General features: G+C 33.4%; 14 protein-coding genes. All 14 read right to left on the bottom strand.

Annotated elements, in window-relative coordinates; all coding sequences use genetic code 11:
• Positions 1-1302: 1302 nt before the first annotated feature.
• On the bottom strand, positions 1303-2418 hold the full coding sequence (locus BUR17_RS15085; RefSeq protein ID WP_074231148.1) for an agmatine deiminase family protein: 1116 nt from the start codon (positions 2416-2418) through the stop codon (positions 1303-1305).
• A 108-nt stretch (positions 2419-2526) separates the two neighbouring features.
• Complete coding sequence (locus BUR17_RS15080; RefSeq protein ID WP_084550640.1) at positions 2527-3531, bottom strand: ankyrin repeat domain-containing protein; 1005 nt, start codon at positions 3529-3531, stop codon at positions 2527-2529.
• 160 nt (positions 3532-3691) lie between these two features.
• Complete coding sequence (locus BUR17_RS15075; RefSeq protein WP_143747597.1) at positions 3692-4087, bottom strand: hypothetical protein; 396 nt, start codon at positions 4085-4087, stop codon at positions 3692-3694.
• Positions 4088-4090: 3 nt separating this feature from the next.
• Positions 4091-4750, bottom strand: coding sequence for a hypothetical protein (locus BUR17_RS15070; RefSeq protein WP_074231145.1), 660 nt, complete (start codon positions 4748-4750; stop codon positions 4091-4093).
• Entirely contained in the window at positions 4747-6486 is a 1740-nt protein-coding gene (locus BUR17_RS21045) for a hypothetical protein (protein ID WP_228418773.1), read from the bottom strand. Before BUR17_RS21045 ends, BUR17_RS15070 begins: the two co-directional genes overlap by 4 nt.
• 29 nt (positions 6487-6515) lie before the next feature.
• Positions 6516-7022: a hypothetical protein gene (locus BUR17_RS15060; protein WP_074231144.1), complete on the bottom strand. Its 507-nt coding sequence runs from the start codon at positions 7020-7022 to the stop codon at positions 6516-6518.
• Between the two features lie 16 nt (positions 7023-7038).
• On the bottom strand, positions 7039-7866 hold the full coding sequence (locus tag BUR17_RS15055; protein WP_074231143.1) for a DUF4280 domain-containing protein: 828 nt from the start codon (positions 7864-7866) through the stop codon (positions 7039-7041).
• Between the two features lies 1 nt (position 7867).
• A complete protein-coding gene (locus BUR17_RS15050; protein WP_074231142.1) occupies positions 7868-8896 on the bottom strand; it encodes a LysM peptidoglycan-binding domain-containing protein in 1029 nt (342 codons plus the stop codon).
• Between the two features lie 152 nt (positions 8897-9048).
• Complete coding sequence (locus BUR17_RS15045; RefSeq protein ID WP_074231141.1) at positions 9049-10434, bottom strand: NADH-quinone oxidoreductase subunit N; 1386 nt, start codon at positions 10432-10434, stop codon at positions 9049-9051.
• A gap of 140 nt (positions 10435-10574) precedes the next feature.
• Positions 10575-12068 carry a complex I subunit 4 family protein gene (locus BUR17_RS15040; RefSeq protein WP_074231140.1) on the bottom strand — a complete coding sequence of 498 codons (1494 nt, stop codon included), beginning with the start codon at positions 12066-12068 and terminating at the stop codon, positions 10575-10577.
• Entirely contained in the window at positions 12068-13981 is a 1914-nt protein-coding gene (nuoL, locus tag BUR17_RS15035) for an NADH-quinone oxidoreductase subunit L (RefSeq protein WP_074231139.1), read from the bottom strand. Before nuoL ends, BUR17_RS15040 begins: the two co-directional genes overlap by 1 nt.
• A gap of 2 nt (positions 13982-13983) precedes the next feature.
• A complete protein-coding gene (nuoK, locus tag BUR17_RS15030) occupies positions 13984-14313 on the bottom strand; it encodes an NADH-quinone oxidoreductase subunit NuoK (RefSeq protein ID WP_074231138.1) in 330 nt (109 codons plus the stop codon).
• 4 nt (positions 14314-14317) lie between these two features.
• Positions 14318-14815: an NADH-quinone oxidoreductase subunit J family protein gene (locus BUR17_RS15025; RefSeq protein WP_074231137.1), complete on the bottom strand. Its 498-nt coding sequence runs from the start codon at positions 14813-14815 to the stop codon at positions 14318-14320.
• On the bottom strand, positions 14815-15372 hold the full coding sequence (locus BUR17_RS15020; RefSeq protein WP_066680251.1) for a NuoI/complex I 23 kDa subunit family protein: 558 nt from the start codon (positions 15370-15372) through the stop codon (positions 14815-14817). The genes BUR17_RS15025 and BUR17_RS15020 overlap by 1 nt, the downstream gene beginning before the upstream one ends.
• Positions 15373-15489 lie beyond the last annotated feature (117 nt).

Raw genomic sequence — 15489 nt, 5'->3', positions numbered from 1 at the left:
TCAATGATCTCTTCTCTCTCGCTTTTTACGATACCTACATTTTCTGTCGTTTTCAGTACCGATTTGCGTGTGCAAAAGTAAAACTTTATTTCTAATTGACCAAATGTTTTTGAAAGAAATTTTAAAGTTTTTTGATGACCCTAAATCCTTATTTCCTAGCACTTGATTTATTCTACTGCGCTTCCCGTTTTACCGGACTGCAAAGATACTAATCTTTTTATTTCTCGCAAATTTTTATTTCAAAAAATTTAAAAGTTTTTTAAGATCTTTACCTATTCGTAGATAACATTAGTCTTATCGTTTTTGCCTTGTTCAAAGCTCTTCTGCGCTACCGAACAACTCTCGTTTTTCAGTGGGGCAAAAGTAGTACTTTATTACCACACAATCCTAATTTATTTAACATAAAATTCATATTTAAGCAATATTCCATGGTAACTAGCTGGTTTTATGATTCAAAATTTTGAACATTAGGTAGCAGGGTTTTAGATGGTAGATTGAAAGTGACAGGTTATCGGATGTGTCGAAGAGTTGGAGAGCAATAATGTTGGAGCCTTGGAAAGCGTGGATAATTATCGCAAAGGCTTAAGTTCTGGGATTATCGGAGTACAATAAAAAAGAAAGAAAAGGTTTCCAGAGGGAAATATCTATGATAATATATACAGAGAAGCGTTTTTATCGCAAAGGCAGACTAAGAGTTTTCAGTTGTATCCTTATATAAGATAAACAAAAGCGTTTCACTTAGCAAAGAAAGACTAATGGAAAATAAAGGACTTGTGATCTATGTGTCGCTCCCATGGAGCTTTGATTCTAACTAATCATTGTTTTGCTACAAAGGTGGCGCTCCGGAGGAGCGCTACCTTTATTAATCATTGTTCTAGTTAATTTTTCAATCCAAGCAAAATTATAAATGAGTGTATCTTAAAATAGTAATTCAAATCTTAGATTTTAAATGATAAGAACACAATACATATATATAACTGAAAGTTCAATTGTAAACTACCACCCTAGCCCGGATTGAACGGTATGTTTGAGCTCTTTTTGCATAAAAGGAGTAGCTTGGTGCAAAAAAGCGAGTAGTGAAAGCCGGATTAAGCTCCTGAAAAAATGATAGGCATATATTATATACCAAAATATTATATACCCTCAAAAAAACACCTCCGGAAATATTCAGAGGTAAAATATGTATGTGAAAAATTTTATTATTTGTTTTCTGTGTAAATCATTCTGAGAAAATCAGCGAATGATTTGTCGAGACCGGTAATATCACTTGAAACTTTATTTATCATAAAAAAAAATAATATTTTAATTCTTTTCTTTTAATAGCTTTCCTGCAGGTTGCTGTTGCGTTACGCAATGAATCATTCCTCCATTTTCATAGAGATTTCTTACATCAATACCGATCACTTTTCTGTTGGGATATTGTTTTTGAATAATTTCATTGGCTATTTTATCGTTAGTATCTCCATAGTTCGGAACTAAAACAACTCCGTTGGCTACGTAATAATTTACATAAGAACCTTTGTCTTCAAGTTGTTTTCCATAAGCCGTTTTCACTTTATTTTTTGTCGCTGGAATATAAACTTTCTTGTATTCTTTACCTTCTGTGTTTGTTGCGGAGTACAATTTTTCAACATCACTTTCAGAAAGTCCTAATTCTAGCAAATCTTCTTCTTTCATTGTAAGCATGGTGTTGTGATTGATGAATTTCATAAATCCGTCAATATGCATATCGGTAACATCAAGACCTGTAACGCCATCTAACCAGATTACTTTGGAAACGCCATAATATTTTTTAAAAATATTTTCGGCTTGCCTTTGGGTAATTCCTTTGTTTCTGATTGATTCTTTTTCCTGACTGATGACCGAACTTTTACAAGCCATCAAAACTCCGTTTCCGTCAGTCTCTACAGAGCCACCTTCGTTGACCATTTCTTCACCAAGATCAATCACTTTTACACCTAAATCTTTTCCGATTTTTGATGGGATTTGATCACAGTTTTCAAAATCATATTTTTCGCCCCACCCATTAAAACCCCAGTCTTCAATCAAAACATTTCCGTTGTTGTCTTTTACGAAAATTGGTCCGTTATCTCTTATCCAAACATCATCTGTCGGATATATTTTAAAGTCTACATTTTTCAAAGAAACTTTTTCTTTTTCTAAAACTTTGATGATTCTCTGTTTTTCAACTTCATTATAAGCGATGATGTGAACTTTTTCGTTGGTTTGTAATGCTTTTACCATTTCTACCCAAGTTGACTCCACATGATTTCTGTACGTTACACCATGTTGATATTGATGAGGCCACTGTAACCAGGTTCCTTCGTGCACATCAGATTCTTCCGGGAAATGATAAGTTTGAGCCATAGTGAAATTGATACTTAAAACTATAAATAAAGCAGAAATAAAATTTTTCATTTTTTTGTCATTTCGTTTCAAAAATTGCACCAAGATTTAAAATTACTGCGAACTCATCTTTTTTGAAGTATAAGTTTTTTTTATTCTTCTTATTTTATTTTTGTGATATTATTTACTCATAAAAGTTTTATCAACATCAAATTTTTCTGATAAATATTCACTTTCAAATAATAAACCTATTTTTTCAGATGTAACTATTCCAAAGTAATTGCCTTTATTTGCATTTACCGTATATCCATTCAATGTTTTATCATATTTGAGATATATCTTATTATTTTCTGTCAAACTTACTTTCAGTAAATATTGATTGTACGTTTTTCCCATATTGCCAATTTCTGTATAAATAATAGAATCATTTTTGAAGTTTAATGATATTCCATAATCACTCAATTTGTCATTTTCTGCAAAGTATTCTCCATTGAATTTTAATAGTTTTTGAGCATTAGCAGAAACTAGATTTTCCCATTGCCCTCCTTTTGAGGAAATTAAACTTTTTATTGTATTACCATCTTTATCGGTATCATTAATATTTGCGCCAGAATCTATTAATAACTTGGCAATGATAATATTGTTATTTTGGATAGCAATTAATAATGGAGTTTCTTTGTAATCTGTCTCTGATGCATCTGAACCATTAGGATTTGCGTGGTTTTTTAATAAAAGTTCAACAATCTCTTTTTGATTTAACTTTGTTGCTAATCCAATTGCAGTTAAACCATCTTCATTATATACTTTGTTAACATCTGCTTTTTCATTAATTAAAAATTTAACAATTTCATAATGATTGTTTTCTATTGCAACAGAAAGGGCATCATATTCATAAATGTCATCTTTCTTTACAATATTTATATCGGCTCCTTTAGAAATTAACTCTTTTACATTAGCAAGGTTATTATTTTTGCATGCAAGACCAAGTTTGGTATATTCAAAACCATCTTCTTGTTTGAAAAATTTATTTATACTATTGCTCTTCTCTATAATTGGATCAGTACGTGATATTTCTTCTTTCTTACAATTTGTTAAAGTAATAGATATTGTAATAAGTATTAATAAATATGTTTTTCTCATGGTATTATTATTTCTAAATGTATGGCGGGTTCTTTTTTGCCACATATTCAATGCTTTTTAAATATCTTTCTTCTTCTTTTTTACTCGCTGGTTTAAATACTGCAGGAGAGCCTTTTGCTTTCTGAACATCTTCAGGCTTTACCGGATTTTATGTTTTATGGGAGGAAAAGATTGTTGATATTTTACATTATCTGTTGCATGTTTTTTATTTTACCTTTCGCAAGGGCATTTCATCATTTCCCGGGTTTATAAAATATATAGGACTTCCTGAAATATAATATTCATTTTCTACTTTTTCGATATAAATAATCCCCATTTCTTCATATTTGGGGTTGAAATTTATTTTGATTTTATTCTTTTGAACAAAATTACTTTTCAGGTTTTTGTAAATTTCAGGTTTACCATCGTCACTGATATATTTTACGGTAATATTATCGAGTTTTATAATATTGATATTAAAACTTGTTTTTAAATCATCTCTGTTTTTGGCAGAAAATGAATAATTTCCACTCCACTCTTTATCGTTATTTATCTGCTCTGTACTGTGGGATTGACAAAATAAATTGACAAAAAGCACAAAAAAACATACAAATGGTTTCATATCTTATTTTTTAACGAATTTTCCGTTTTTATCTATTGTATAATCTACTTTTACTTTAGCAGAATCTGCATGTTTTTTTTCGCCTACAATATCTCCTTCTTCATTGTATTCTAAATTATCAACAGAATGTTTGATAATTTCTATATTTTTCTCTGTTCCTATTGTAAAAGTTCTGTAATATTCTGTTTCAAAGGTGAATCGACAATCAAGTAATAACTGATCTACAAGAGTATTATTGATATAACTGTTTAGCTGGATATTCAAAATTTTAGAATCATTTTCACCAAAAATATTATAGATAATTAGTTTTGCTGTATTGGTATAAGAGAATTTAAAGGTTTCCAAAACATAATATTTATATTTCGAATCCGGCTGAATTTCAAAATCATTTTCCTTTATCGGAATTGTTTTGTTTTTTTCATCAAAACTGGCAGAAACAAGCCCTTTGTGTAATGAGTTAACGACATAGCTTATAGAATCACTATCAATTTTATAATATTGCTTTACATTATCCGAAGTATATGGTAAGTTGTTTTTCATTGTAGCTGTACTGTCAGTTATTATTTCATTATTAAATTCTTTTTGCTTTGCTTCGCCTTTCTTACAAGAGTAAGAGAACATTAATACAATAAAGCTTAATGCAATTGGTTTAAAAATTTTCATTCTTTAATTTCTTTATAATTAGGATTATATCCTTGCAAATGCAAGTGATGATGGTGGTTTTTTGTGTTTTTCGGAAGATGATTAAGATAATGTACTTTGCCGTTTCTCTTATAGCTCCATCCCAGCATACTTTTCCAACCAAATTTATATAATGCACTATTCCATTTATTTTGTCGTACATCGTCTAACATACCGGGGTTTGCACTAATGTCCAAACTGGTTCCATCACCAAACATTAATCTTTTATCTTTTCTTAAGTATTTAAAATCACCATTTTTTCCATTAATGTGGCTCACACTAGGACGAGACGAACCGTCTGAATGACTAAAACCGTTACAACTAATATCGTTATAGTTTACTTCCAGCATTGCACCAAACAAGCTTGCCAGTGTCTTTTCGTTGACATATTTTCTTGGTGAATCCACATTAAAAGTATATTGATAAACACCTTTTTTATAGGTTTTGTTTACTTTATCAAAATTGATAAGGTTTACCATCGTTCCTGTTTTTCCGCCTACCATTTGAGTGGGTATGATGTTATAAGTTCCCATTTCATGAAAAGAGCCTTCTTTATCATGATAAATATATTTATATTTCTTCTTATTTTCTTCTTTAATGATCTTCGGAATATGTTTTTCTATCTTTCCGTCACTGTATATGTGATATGTTACAAGATCTTTTGCGGTCGCTGTACTTGCCTGAACATTCTGACATGTAAATGTTGTTGTTTTTACGGCTTTTCCTTCATTGTAATAATCATTGATCGCTTCTTCAAATTCCCAAACGTAAGATTTTCCCGCCCTTCCTTCGTAATATTGTTTTTTCCCTCTTTTATCGATATAATATTCGTTAGATTCTCTTTTAAACATAGGGTTATCATCATAGGCTGCCTTAGTACTGTCATAAACGACATAGTTTTTTTCAGTTCCGCGACCACAAGCGTTGGGATAATTTACTGCTAAATATAAATCTGTTTTTGTATTTAGCTTTCCTCTAAATCGTTTTTGAAGGAAATGTTTTTCTACATAATCAAGTTGTTTTTCTGCTGTCATTTTAATAAGTGCTGAACGCTTTACTCCTAGATCAATTGATGCATCTCTCCCAAATTGTATTAACCCTACATAGCCTCCTTTTCTATTATCATCCTGATTAGATTTAAAAGTACCTATTGTAGGATCGAAGCTACGTCCGGTTTCTAATGCCATCACAGCCATTAGCCAATTAGCCCCCTCAAGATTTTGTTGGGGTAAACCTAAAGTTTGGGACATTTTAACTACTTTCTTCCTAAACTCACAACTTACTTTTCCGCCCCAGATCAAATCTTTATATTGTTCTTTACAAATACAAGTTGAAGTTGGCTTCTCTCCCTTTACAATTGCCGGACTTCTCCCATCTGGTTTCTGCACAGTAGGCGGTTTGTCTTTTTTTATTGTTCCGCTGCTTTCCCCCCAATCCCAAAAATCAAAATCTTTCCACCAATCTCTTACATTTTCCAAAATCCCTCTTTCTTCTTTTTTACTCGCCGGTTTAGAGGCTGCGGGTGAACCTTTTGCTTTCGGAACTCCTCCAGGCTTTACCGGAACTCCATGTTTTATAGGAGGAAAAAGATTGTTGATATCGACATTATCTGTTGCATGTTTTTTATGTGAATAATATTCTACGGTGACATAAAATTCCAATTGTTTCGGATCAGTTTCGCCTTGCATTGCCTTTTTCATCAAAGCTTTGGTGAGCATAAATTCGGTAACGGCAATTCCGTTTTCGTTTACTTTTGCTTTGCGGTTTCTATCAGTTTGTTATTCGCATTATGACCTTCACCTTTTGCATCATCTTCCCATAAAGTGAAAACCAGCTCTTTCTTCAGCATATTTACACAATAAGCTCTGGCTCTCAGCTTTTCCATAAAGCTAAAAGTACTGCCTTTTTTATCATCTACATAGAAAAGTTCTACTTTATCAATCTTCGGAATCTTTGCAGGTTGAGGAGTAATAATAAGTCCGCCTCCTTCAGGCTCATAAAGATAAGCTTGTAACTTATAAACTGAGCCGACCGCTTTTTCTCCAAACGTAAAACTACTGATTCCTTTTTTCCTGATATTGGTTGTGGTAAATTTGCCTAAACTTCTTTGCTTAAAGAGTTCCCATGTTACATTGTTAGGATTTCTTTTTTCAGGTTCGGTATCGGGATACCAACTCGTGACACTATAAGTGTAAGTTTCTCCAACTATCGGTTTTACAACTCCTGAAATTTGAGCTACGCCTTTTTTTCCCATGATTTAATTTTTAAAATTACCAGGCATCTTCATTGTTATCATTTATTTTCTCCTTAAATTCCTCAAAATCCACAATGGGATTATATACATGCTGCTCTTTTGAATCAGCATTATTGACGTTGCTTTTTCCTAATTCAGATTCTTGTCCGTGCTTTAAAACTGTGATTTTTCCGCCGGTGGAACACATGAGTTCTGAGAGTTCCGTTACGCAGCATTTACTCATTACTTTTACCTTGTCGTAGGTTTTTGTCCATTTTCCTGAAGGTGCAAATGCACATGGATTTCCATTTTTTACCGAGCAGCTTCCGAAAGGTACTGAAGGCGGATTAAACATTACGTCGTCTTCAGTGACGGCAAGATAATCGGGTTCTCCGTTCTCATCGTTCCAAAAGTGTTTTTGGTGGCTTGTTACTTTGAAACCCGGAAATTGGGTTCCTTTATCGCACATGGCTTTACCTTTGGGAATAACGAAATATTTCCCATCGTGTTCAGAAGAACTGCTTTCACTGTTTTGCTCTTTTTTTTCTTCTTCCTTACTATCATCATCTGTTGATGAAGTTTGTTCAGACTCTTTATCCATCGTATCTTCTCCGGGATCGGGTTCAGTTTCACTTTCATTATTCATTGCATTTGTTTGTTCATCAATGTTTTCGTTTTCATCATTAAGAAACTGCGGATCTTCCGGAATCAAGAGTGTGGTTCCTGCGGGAATTTCGTCTTTTATTGTTTCACTCTGTGGACAATTCAGATTATGAAATGTTTTCAGAAAATGTTCATCTTTTATTTTAAATTTTTTGGCAATTCCTGCAAAAGAATCATTGGGTTGTGATTGGTAGGTTTTCATCTTAATTGTGTGTTATTTGTAATTGATGCTTTTGAAATAATTCGTCTTGATACCAAATATTGGCAGAAGATTTTATTTCATGTAATTGTTTGGTGATATTATGAGTGAAATATTTAATCTGAATTTCAGCATTGATACTGTTTTCAAAGTCTTCATTTTCATTTTCAATCCGATTTCCTTTAAGGAATTCTCTAAGACTGCAGTTTTCTAAAAGAGTTCCTTTAACTGTAGTTTCTACAAATTCAGAATCTTCAAATAATTGTTCAGTCTGAAAACTGAATTCTAACGGAAATGAATTGATTTGAATATAAAATTTTTCTTTCCATGTCGATTTTTTGTCGAACCATTCCAGATTTGGAAATAAGATCTGATACAATATATTAGATTGCATCTTCCTGAAAAAATAAGTTTCGTCTGAGATATTTTCTTCAAACGTATTGAGATATTTTTCAGAAATGTCTCCAACGAAAAAATCTTCAATATCATTTCGTTTTGCTTTAAATTTTTTGATTAAACTTTGATGCTTAAAAAAAGATTCTATTTTACCGTTTAATGAAATTTTATAAGAAATTGGATAGAGGCTTTCCATACATTTCAAAGAAAGAGAAGAGATTTTGTTATCCAGAATTTCATTGTTTTTTGTTACATCTTTAATGTGAGTTTCAGCAATAATATTTTCTTTCTCTTCCCGAATGTTGAGATCGATTTTGTAATTAAACTTTAAATTTTCACTTTCTGATTGGTCAAAATTTTCTTCGACAGAATATGTGTCAAAATGAAATTTCAGAAAATAATAAGCTGGTGGAAGTAATTGCTGTTGTTCAATTTTCTTTTCTTCTTCAGAAATAAAATGCACAGGAATTAAGACAAACTCAATTCCTTTAAGGTTTGTTACAAAAAGCTTATCCATTTTTCCACAATTTTGATTGTGAAATTCTTTCAAATCTTTTTCAGAAATATTTATTCGGGCGGCGATAGAACTTAGGTTGTCATCCGGACGAACTTTGTGTTTTATAAAATCCGTTATCATTTGTGTTTGTGTTTTTCATCTATTTAAAGTTAATAAGATTTAATTAAATATTTTGTAGTAATTCTACGACAAATGATGATTGTTTTAAATTTTAGCACAAAAAAACCTTCCAAAAAATTGAAAGGTTTAAATTTTAAATATGTTGATTCAGATTATAATCCGAATTGCTTTGCAAATAAATCAGGAAAAACTCCCAGTGCAATAATCGATGCAATAATAAATACTGCGACAATATTGTAAGTTACCGTAACTCTTTCTGAAGTTTTGAAAGTAGTTTCTTTAAAGAAGAACATTGCGATAATTAATCTTAAATAATAAGCGATTGAGATTGCAGAACCTAAAACTGCTATAATTACTAAGAATGCATTGTTGTCTTTGCTTAAAGCCTGAGCAAATAATGAGAATTTACCCATGAAACCTGCCGTTAAAGGAATTCCAGCCATTGACAATAAAGAGATTGTTGCAACGGTTGCCAATAATGGTTCAGATTTAGCCAAACCTTTGAATGCGCCGTAAGAAGTTTCTCTTTTTAGTTTTTCAACCCAGATTAAACACATAAATACTCCCACTGTAGACAATGAATAAGCGAATAAATAAAACGCTAATGTATACGTTGAAAGTGCGTTCATTCCGAAGAATACCAAACCGATATATCCTGCGTGCGAAACTGATGAGTACGCCAACATTCTTTTAGCATTAGTCTGAGCCAGACCCATTGCGTTTGCTAATAATAAAGTAATGATAAGGAATACGCCTAAAATGTTAATCCACTCATGAGTAACACCAGAGAATCCAATCGTCATTAATCTGAATAATGCATAAAATCCTGAGATTTTTACAACACTCGCCATGAAAGCGGTAATCAATGATGGTGAACCTTGGTAAACATCCGGACTCCACATGTGGAAAGGTGCCAAAGCTACTTTAAATGCCATCGCACAAAGCATTAATACAACTCCAAGAATAAACATTCCGTTTGTTGGATTTACTGTGCTGAAATCGTGAATTCTGTATAAATCAAATGTTCCTGTGCTTCCGTAGATAAATGCAATTCCTAATAATAAGAAACCTGTTGCAAATGCTCCCATCAGGAAATATTTCAATGAAGCTTCGTTTGATCTAAGGTCTGTTTTGTTGGAACCTGCCATTACGTATAACGGAATAGACAAGATTTCAACTCCTAAGAACAAAGTCACTAAATTTTGGTATCCGAACAATACAAAACCGCCACATAATGCAAAAAGCATCAATGCATACAATTCTGACTGATGGTTTCTGTGGTTGCTGAATGCAAAACCTCCCAGGAAGAATAAAAGCAAAGTCGTTACAATAGAAATTTTTGTAAACAAAGCTGTATTTTGTCCGTACTCATACATTAATCTGTATTTTTCGAAGAAAGAAGCTTCAGGTAAAAAACTTACATATAATGCAACGATTAACCCAAAAATCCCAATGTATCTTGCGAATTTTCCCTTTTCAAAAACTCCCGAGAATAATGCAGCAACTGCTGTCAGGAAAACAATAATTAAAACACTCATAATTTATATTTGAGATTTGAGATTTGAAATTCCAGGTTTAAAGTTTAAGATTCCAGGTTTTATTACTTGGTTCTTTTTACTTTTTACCTTTTTACTTCCTATCTCTTAATTCTTTTAATTTTTTATTTAAATCTTTAATCTTAATTGATCATCGATGAATACACAAACTTCAATGAACTTCCCACCATATCAATAATCGGTTGAGGGAAAATTCCTAACAAGATCACAAATACTGCAATACTTGCCAATACTGAAAATTCAACTGCCGATAAATCTTTCGCTGTGCTCAAAACTGCAGCATTACCTTCACCAAACATTGCTTTACCGTAAAATCTCAATAGATAAACCGCACAAAGAATGATGGTTAAACCAGCAATGATTGAAGCCAATACATTAAAATCAAAGATAGATTTAATAAGGATAAATTCACCAATGAAACCATTCGTCAACGGAACTCCCATTGAACCTAAAATGATCAGTAAGAACAATACCGCAAACTTAGGCGCTACTTTTGCCAAACCTCCCATTTGTCTGATGTCTCTTGTTTTGAATCTTTTGTATAAAATATCTGCACAATAGAACAAACCTGCAACGTTGATACCGTGAGCAAAAGTCTGAACCAAAGCTCCTTCAGCTCCTTCAATCGTTAAAGTTCCTCTTAAAGTAAGAACCGCTGAAGAGAAAATACCTGCAACCATTAATCCAACGTGCGAGAAAGAAGAATAGGCAATGATTCTCTTCATATCTGTTTGGATGATCGCAATTAAAGCTCCGTGAACAATTCCGATAATTGCAAGGATGATTACAATCTGTCCTGAAATTCCGAAAATAGCAGTCGGTGTAATTGGTAATAAATATCTGATTACTCCATAGATCGCCATTTTCAGCATAATTCCTGATAAAAGCATTGATCCCTGAGTTGGAGAATAAGTATACGTATCCGGTTGCCAAGTGTGGAAAGGGAAAACCGGAAGCTTCACTGCAAAAGCAAAGAAGATAAACCAGAATACAACAATCTGCTGCGTTTCACCCAAATCTGCATTATACAAATCTGTAAGAGCGAAAGATGCTGAATGCGTGTAAACATAGATTAAACCAGCCAACATAAACAAAGATCCTACGAATGTATATACGAAGAATTTTGTAGTGAATTCCATTCTTTTGTTTTCCTGTCCCCAAAGAGCAGCAATAAACCAGATCGGAATAAGCGTTACTTCCCAGAAAATATAGAATAACAAACCGTCTAAAGCTGTAAATACTCCTACAAGACCAAACTGCATCAGCAAAATAAGTCCGTAAAACGAGTTTTTGTAGCTTACGTTTTCGTTAAATGATGATAAAATAATTAGAGGCGAAAGAATATTGGTCAGTAATAAAAGAAGCAAACTCATTCCGTCAATTCCGAAATGAAGAGTACTTTTAATAAATTGTGACCAAGGATAAGTAATCTCATATTGCAGCGAACTATCTACAGTCAGATTAAAATCAAAATCCGAAAGGATGTAAAATGTAAGCAACATCTGAATCAAAGCAATTCCCAGCGCCAAATATTTGCTGAAAGCGTTCTTCCATGCAAAGGTTAATCCCGAACCTACAAGAGGTAAAAGTAATAATGTTAATAGTAAATAAGACATTATTGTAATATAAAGTTAACAATCAGTATAATTCCCACAGCCAAAGTCATGATAAGAACATAGTTCTCAACATTTCCGTTTTGAATACGCTTCATAGATTTTCCGCTGTCTTCAGCACCTTCACCTATGTAGTCTACAAAACGGTCTAAAACGCCTTTGTCAAACATTTTTCCGCCACGTCCAAGTCCTTCAAAAGTTTTTACAATTAATGCATTGTAAAGCTCATCAACATATAACTTTTTAGCAGAAAGTTTTTCCCAGCCTGTATATTCTTCTTCGGCAAGAGCCATTTTCTTTTTGTTCACATACATGTTTTTCACAATGAACCAAACCGTAAAGAACATTAAGATGGTTGCTCCCAAAAGAATCATTTCTGTATTAAAATCAACTCCCGAAAGAGTCATTTCCATTTGCTTAAAGCTTTCCGGTGTCAATACCGGTTTCAGCCATTCCATTAATTTAGCATAATGACCGTGACCGATAAAGTGTGGTAAATTAATAAAACCTCCGATTACTGAAAGTATCGCCAAAACAATCAATGGTAATGTCATGTTCATTGGGCTTTCGTGTAAATGGTGTTTCTGCTCTTCTGTACCTCTGAACTCTCCGTGGAAAGTCAAATAATACAGTCTGAACATATATGCTGCGGTTGTTGCTGCTAAAATGAATAACATTACCCAGTAAATAGGGTTTTTAGCAAATGCTGCAACCAAAATTTCGTCTTTAGAGATCATCCCTGAAAGTAAAGGGAAACCTGAAATCGCTAATGTTCCGATAAGGAATGTAATGTGCGTGATTGGGATTACTTTTTTAAGTCCGCCCATAAAACGCATATCCTGTTCGTTGCTCATTGCGTGAATTACAGAACCCGCTCCCAAGAATAACAATGCTTTGAAGAAAGCGTGTGTCATTACGTGGAACATTGCTGTAGAATAAGCTCCCAAACCTAAAGCGATGAACATGAAACCAAGCTGTGAAACTGTAGAATATGCCAAAACTTTTTTGATATCGTTCTGACGCAGTGCGTAGAAACCAGCCAAAGCTGCCGTTAAGAATCCAATCAATAAAATTCCGCCCTGAACAGTTGGAGCTAAAGTGAATAAGAAATTTGATCTTACCACCAAATAAATACCTGCAGTAACCATCGTTGCTGCGTGAATCAATGCAGAAACAGGAGTTGGACCTGCCATCGCATCGGGTAACCAAGTATATAAAGGAACCTGAGCAGATTTACCAACAGCACCAATAAATAAACTGGCTGTGATAAAGATGATAATTGTTCCGTCTAATTCAAATTTAGAAGCATTTTGTGCTACTGAAATATAATCTACAGAATTGGTCTGAGACGCAATCATGAAAATACCGATCAATAAACCAAGGTCACCAATTCTGTTCATGATGAAAGCTTTTCTTGCTGCTTTACCGTATTCTTCGTTGGTATACCAGAATCCGATCAATAAATAAGAACAAAGACCTACACCCTCCCAACCGATGAATAAAATCATATAGTTGCTTCCCATTACCAAAAGTAACATCGAGAAGATGAAAAGATTTAAATAAGTAAAAAACTTATAGAAACCTTTATCGTGGCTCATGTATCCGATAGAATACAGGTGAATTAAAGACCCGATCCCTGTGATAATCATTACCATCATTAATGAAAGCTGATCAATCTGGAAACCGAAGTTGATTTGAATTCCATTTACTCTGAACCATTCGAATGCTTTTACGACAACCGCCGGACTTTCAGAGTCAAATTTTAAAAATAAGCTTACCGCAATACAAAAAGATGCAAAAACTGCAGCTGTTGCCAAACTTCCGACTACAATCTTTGGAAGATTTTTCCCGAAAAGTCCGTTGATAAGAAAGCCTATAAGTGGTAAAAGTACTATTGCATATATTAAATTCTCCATTCTTATCCTTTTAATTTATTAAATATACCTACATCTACAGAACGGGTGTTTCTATATAACATCGCAATAATTGCCAAACCAACCGCTACTTCGGCTGCTGCAACTACCATGATGAAGAATACCAAAAGCTGTCCGTCGCTGTTCCCGTTGTACGCCGCAAATGCAGCCAATAAAAGGTTTACAGAATTAAGCATAAGCTCTACACAACCTAAAATTACAATCGCATTTTTTCTAAGCAATACCCCACAAACTCCAAGACAGAACAAAACTGAACAAAGAGTGATGAAATATTCCAGAGGGATGCTTTGCATAAATGTATTTACTTCTCCCATAATTTTATAAATCTTTTTTACCGATTAGTACCGCACCTACAATACCTGCCAAAATCAGGATGGAAGCAAGCTCAAACGGCAAAACATATTCATTAAATAAAAGTCTTCCCAGGTTCTTTGTAAGACCTACCCCTTTATCTACGTTCTCAACCACTACATGATTATCCTGTACTCCTCTGAAAACTCCTAAAACACCAATCAAAAGAAGACCTGCTGTAAAAACTCCAACAAACTTTAAAGTATTGTTCTTCTTACTTTCGTCTTGCTTATTAAGGTTAAGCATCATTAAGATATAAAGGAAAAGTACCATGATAGCACCTGCGTAAACGATGATCTGGATGATTGCAAGGAATTGTGCATTCAGAAGAATATACATACCCGCAATAGAAAACATTGTAACAATTAATGACAAAATAGCATATAAAGGATTTTTTGCAAACACGAAGTAAACCGCACTTGCCACTGCTAAAAACGCCACCAAGAAAAATAAAAACTGATCCATTATTTTACCGCATTTTTTTGTTTCTCGGATTGTCTTTCTGTGATATCAATCCTTTCATTTATTTTTTCAACTAATTTATCTTTACCGTAAATGAAAGATCCTCTGTTGGTCTCAACATCAACCAATCTGTCTGTAAGATAAATTGCAGATTTCGGACAAGCTTCTTCACACATACCGCAGAAAATACATCTCAGCATATTGATTTCATATACCGATGCATATTTTTCTTCTCTGTAAAGATCTTTTTCTTCTCTGGTTCTTTCAGCAGCAGTCATTGTGATCGCTTCTGCAGGACATGCTACTGCGCACAATCCACAAGCTGTACATCTTTCTCTGCCTTCTTCATCTCTTTTCAAAACATGTTGACCTCTCCAGATATCAGCTCTAGGCTTTTGTACTTCCGGATAAGAATAAACATTGGGAGCACGTTTTACAACGGTTCTCACAGCATGCTTAAAAGTAATCCCCATTCCTTTGAAAATCGCCGGTAAGTAGATTTTCTCAGAAAAGGTCATCTCTTTATTTGAAACAACTTTTGATCTGTTTGTAAGTTTCATTTAATTATAGATATTAGATGTTAGACATTAGATTTTAGACTAATCTTGTCTGTTATCTTAATTATTTACTATTTTATTTTAAAATGATAATGTTAATTTTTAAATTCTCTCATTATC

This window comes from Chryseobacterium scophthalmum, from assembly GCF_900143185.1.
GTDB classification, from domain to species: Bacteria; Bacteroidota; Bacteroidia; order Flavobacteriales; family Weeksellaceae; genus Chryseobacterium; species Chryseobacterium scophthalmum.
Note: the sequence above shows the minus strand (reverse complement) of the source record. Positions and strands in the feature narration are given on the sequence as shown.

What these genes read in the sequence shown, in the direction of transcription:
- BUR17_RS15085 (WP_074231148.1), bottom strand. Translation starts at nt 2,418, where the DNA reads ATGAAAAATTTTATTTCTGCTTTATTTATAGTTTTAAGTATCAATTTC.
- BUR17_RS15080 (WP_084550640.1), bottom strand. Translation starts at nt 3,531, where the DNA reads ATGTGGCAAAAAAGAACCCGCCATACATTTAGAAATAATAATACCATG.
- BUR17_RS15075 (WP_143747597.1), bottom strand. Translation starts at nt 4,087, where the DNA reads ATGAAACCATTTGTATGTTTTTTTGTGCTTTTTGTCAATTTATTTTGT.
- BUR17_RS15070 (WP_074231145.1), bottom strand. Translation starts at nt 4,750, where the DNA reads ATGAAAATTTTTAAACCAATTGCATTAAGCTTTATTGTATTAATGTTC.
- BUR17_RS21045 (WP_228418773.1), bottom strand. Translation starts at nt 6,486, where the DNA reads ATGCTCACCAAAGCTTTGATGAAAAAGGCAATGCAAGGCGAAACTGAT.
- BUR17_RS15060 (WP_074231144.1), bottom strand. Translation starts at nt 7,022, where the DNA reads ATGGGAAAAAAAGGCGTAGCTCAAATTTCAGGAGTTGTAAAACCGATA.
- BUR17_RS15055 (WP_074231143.1), bottom strand. Translation starts at nt 7,866, where the DNA reads ATGAAAACCTACCAATCACAACCCAATGATTCTTTTGCAGGAATTGCC.
- BUR17_RS15050 (WP_074231142.1), bottom strand. Translation starts at nt 8,896, where the DNA reads ATGATAACGGATTTTATAAAACACAAAGTTCGTCCGGATGACAACCTA.
- BUR17_RS15045 (WP_074231141.1), bottom strand. Translation starts at nt 10,434, where the DNA reads ATGAGTGTTTTAATTATTGTTTTCCTGACAGCAGTTGCTGCATTATTC.
- BUR17_RS15040 (WP_074231140.1), bottom strand. Translation starts at nt 12,068, where the DNA reads ATGTCTTATTTACTATTAACATTATTACTTTTACCTCTTGTAGGTTCG.
- nuoL (WP_074231139.1), bottom strand. Translation starts at nt 13,981, where the DNA reads ATGGAGAATTTAATATATGCAATAGTACTTTTACCACTTATAGGCTTT.
- nuoK (WP_074231138.1), bottom strand. Translation starts at nt 14,313, where the DNA reads ATGGGAGAAGTAAATACATTTATGCAAAGCATCCCTCTGGAATATTTC.
- BUR17_RS15025 (WP_074231137.1), bottom strand. Translation starts at nt 14,815, where the DNA reads ATGGATCAGTTTTTATTTTTCTTGGTGGCGTTTTTAGCAGTGGCAAGT.
- BUR17_RS15020 (WP_066680251.1), bottom strand. Translation starts at nt 15,372, where the DNA reads ATGAAACTTACAAACAGATCAAAAGTTGTTTCAAATAAAGAGATGACC.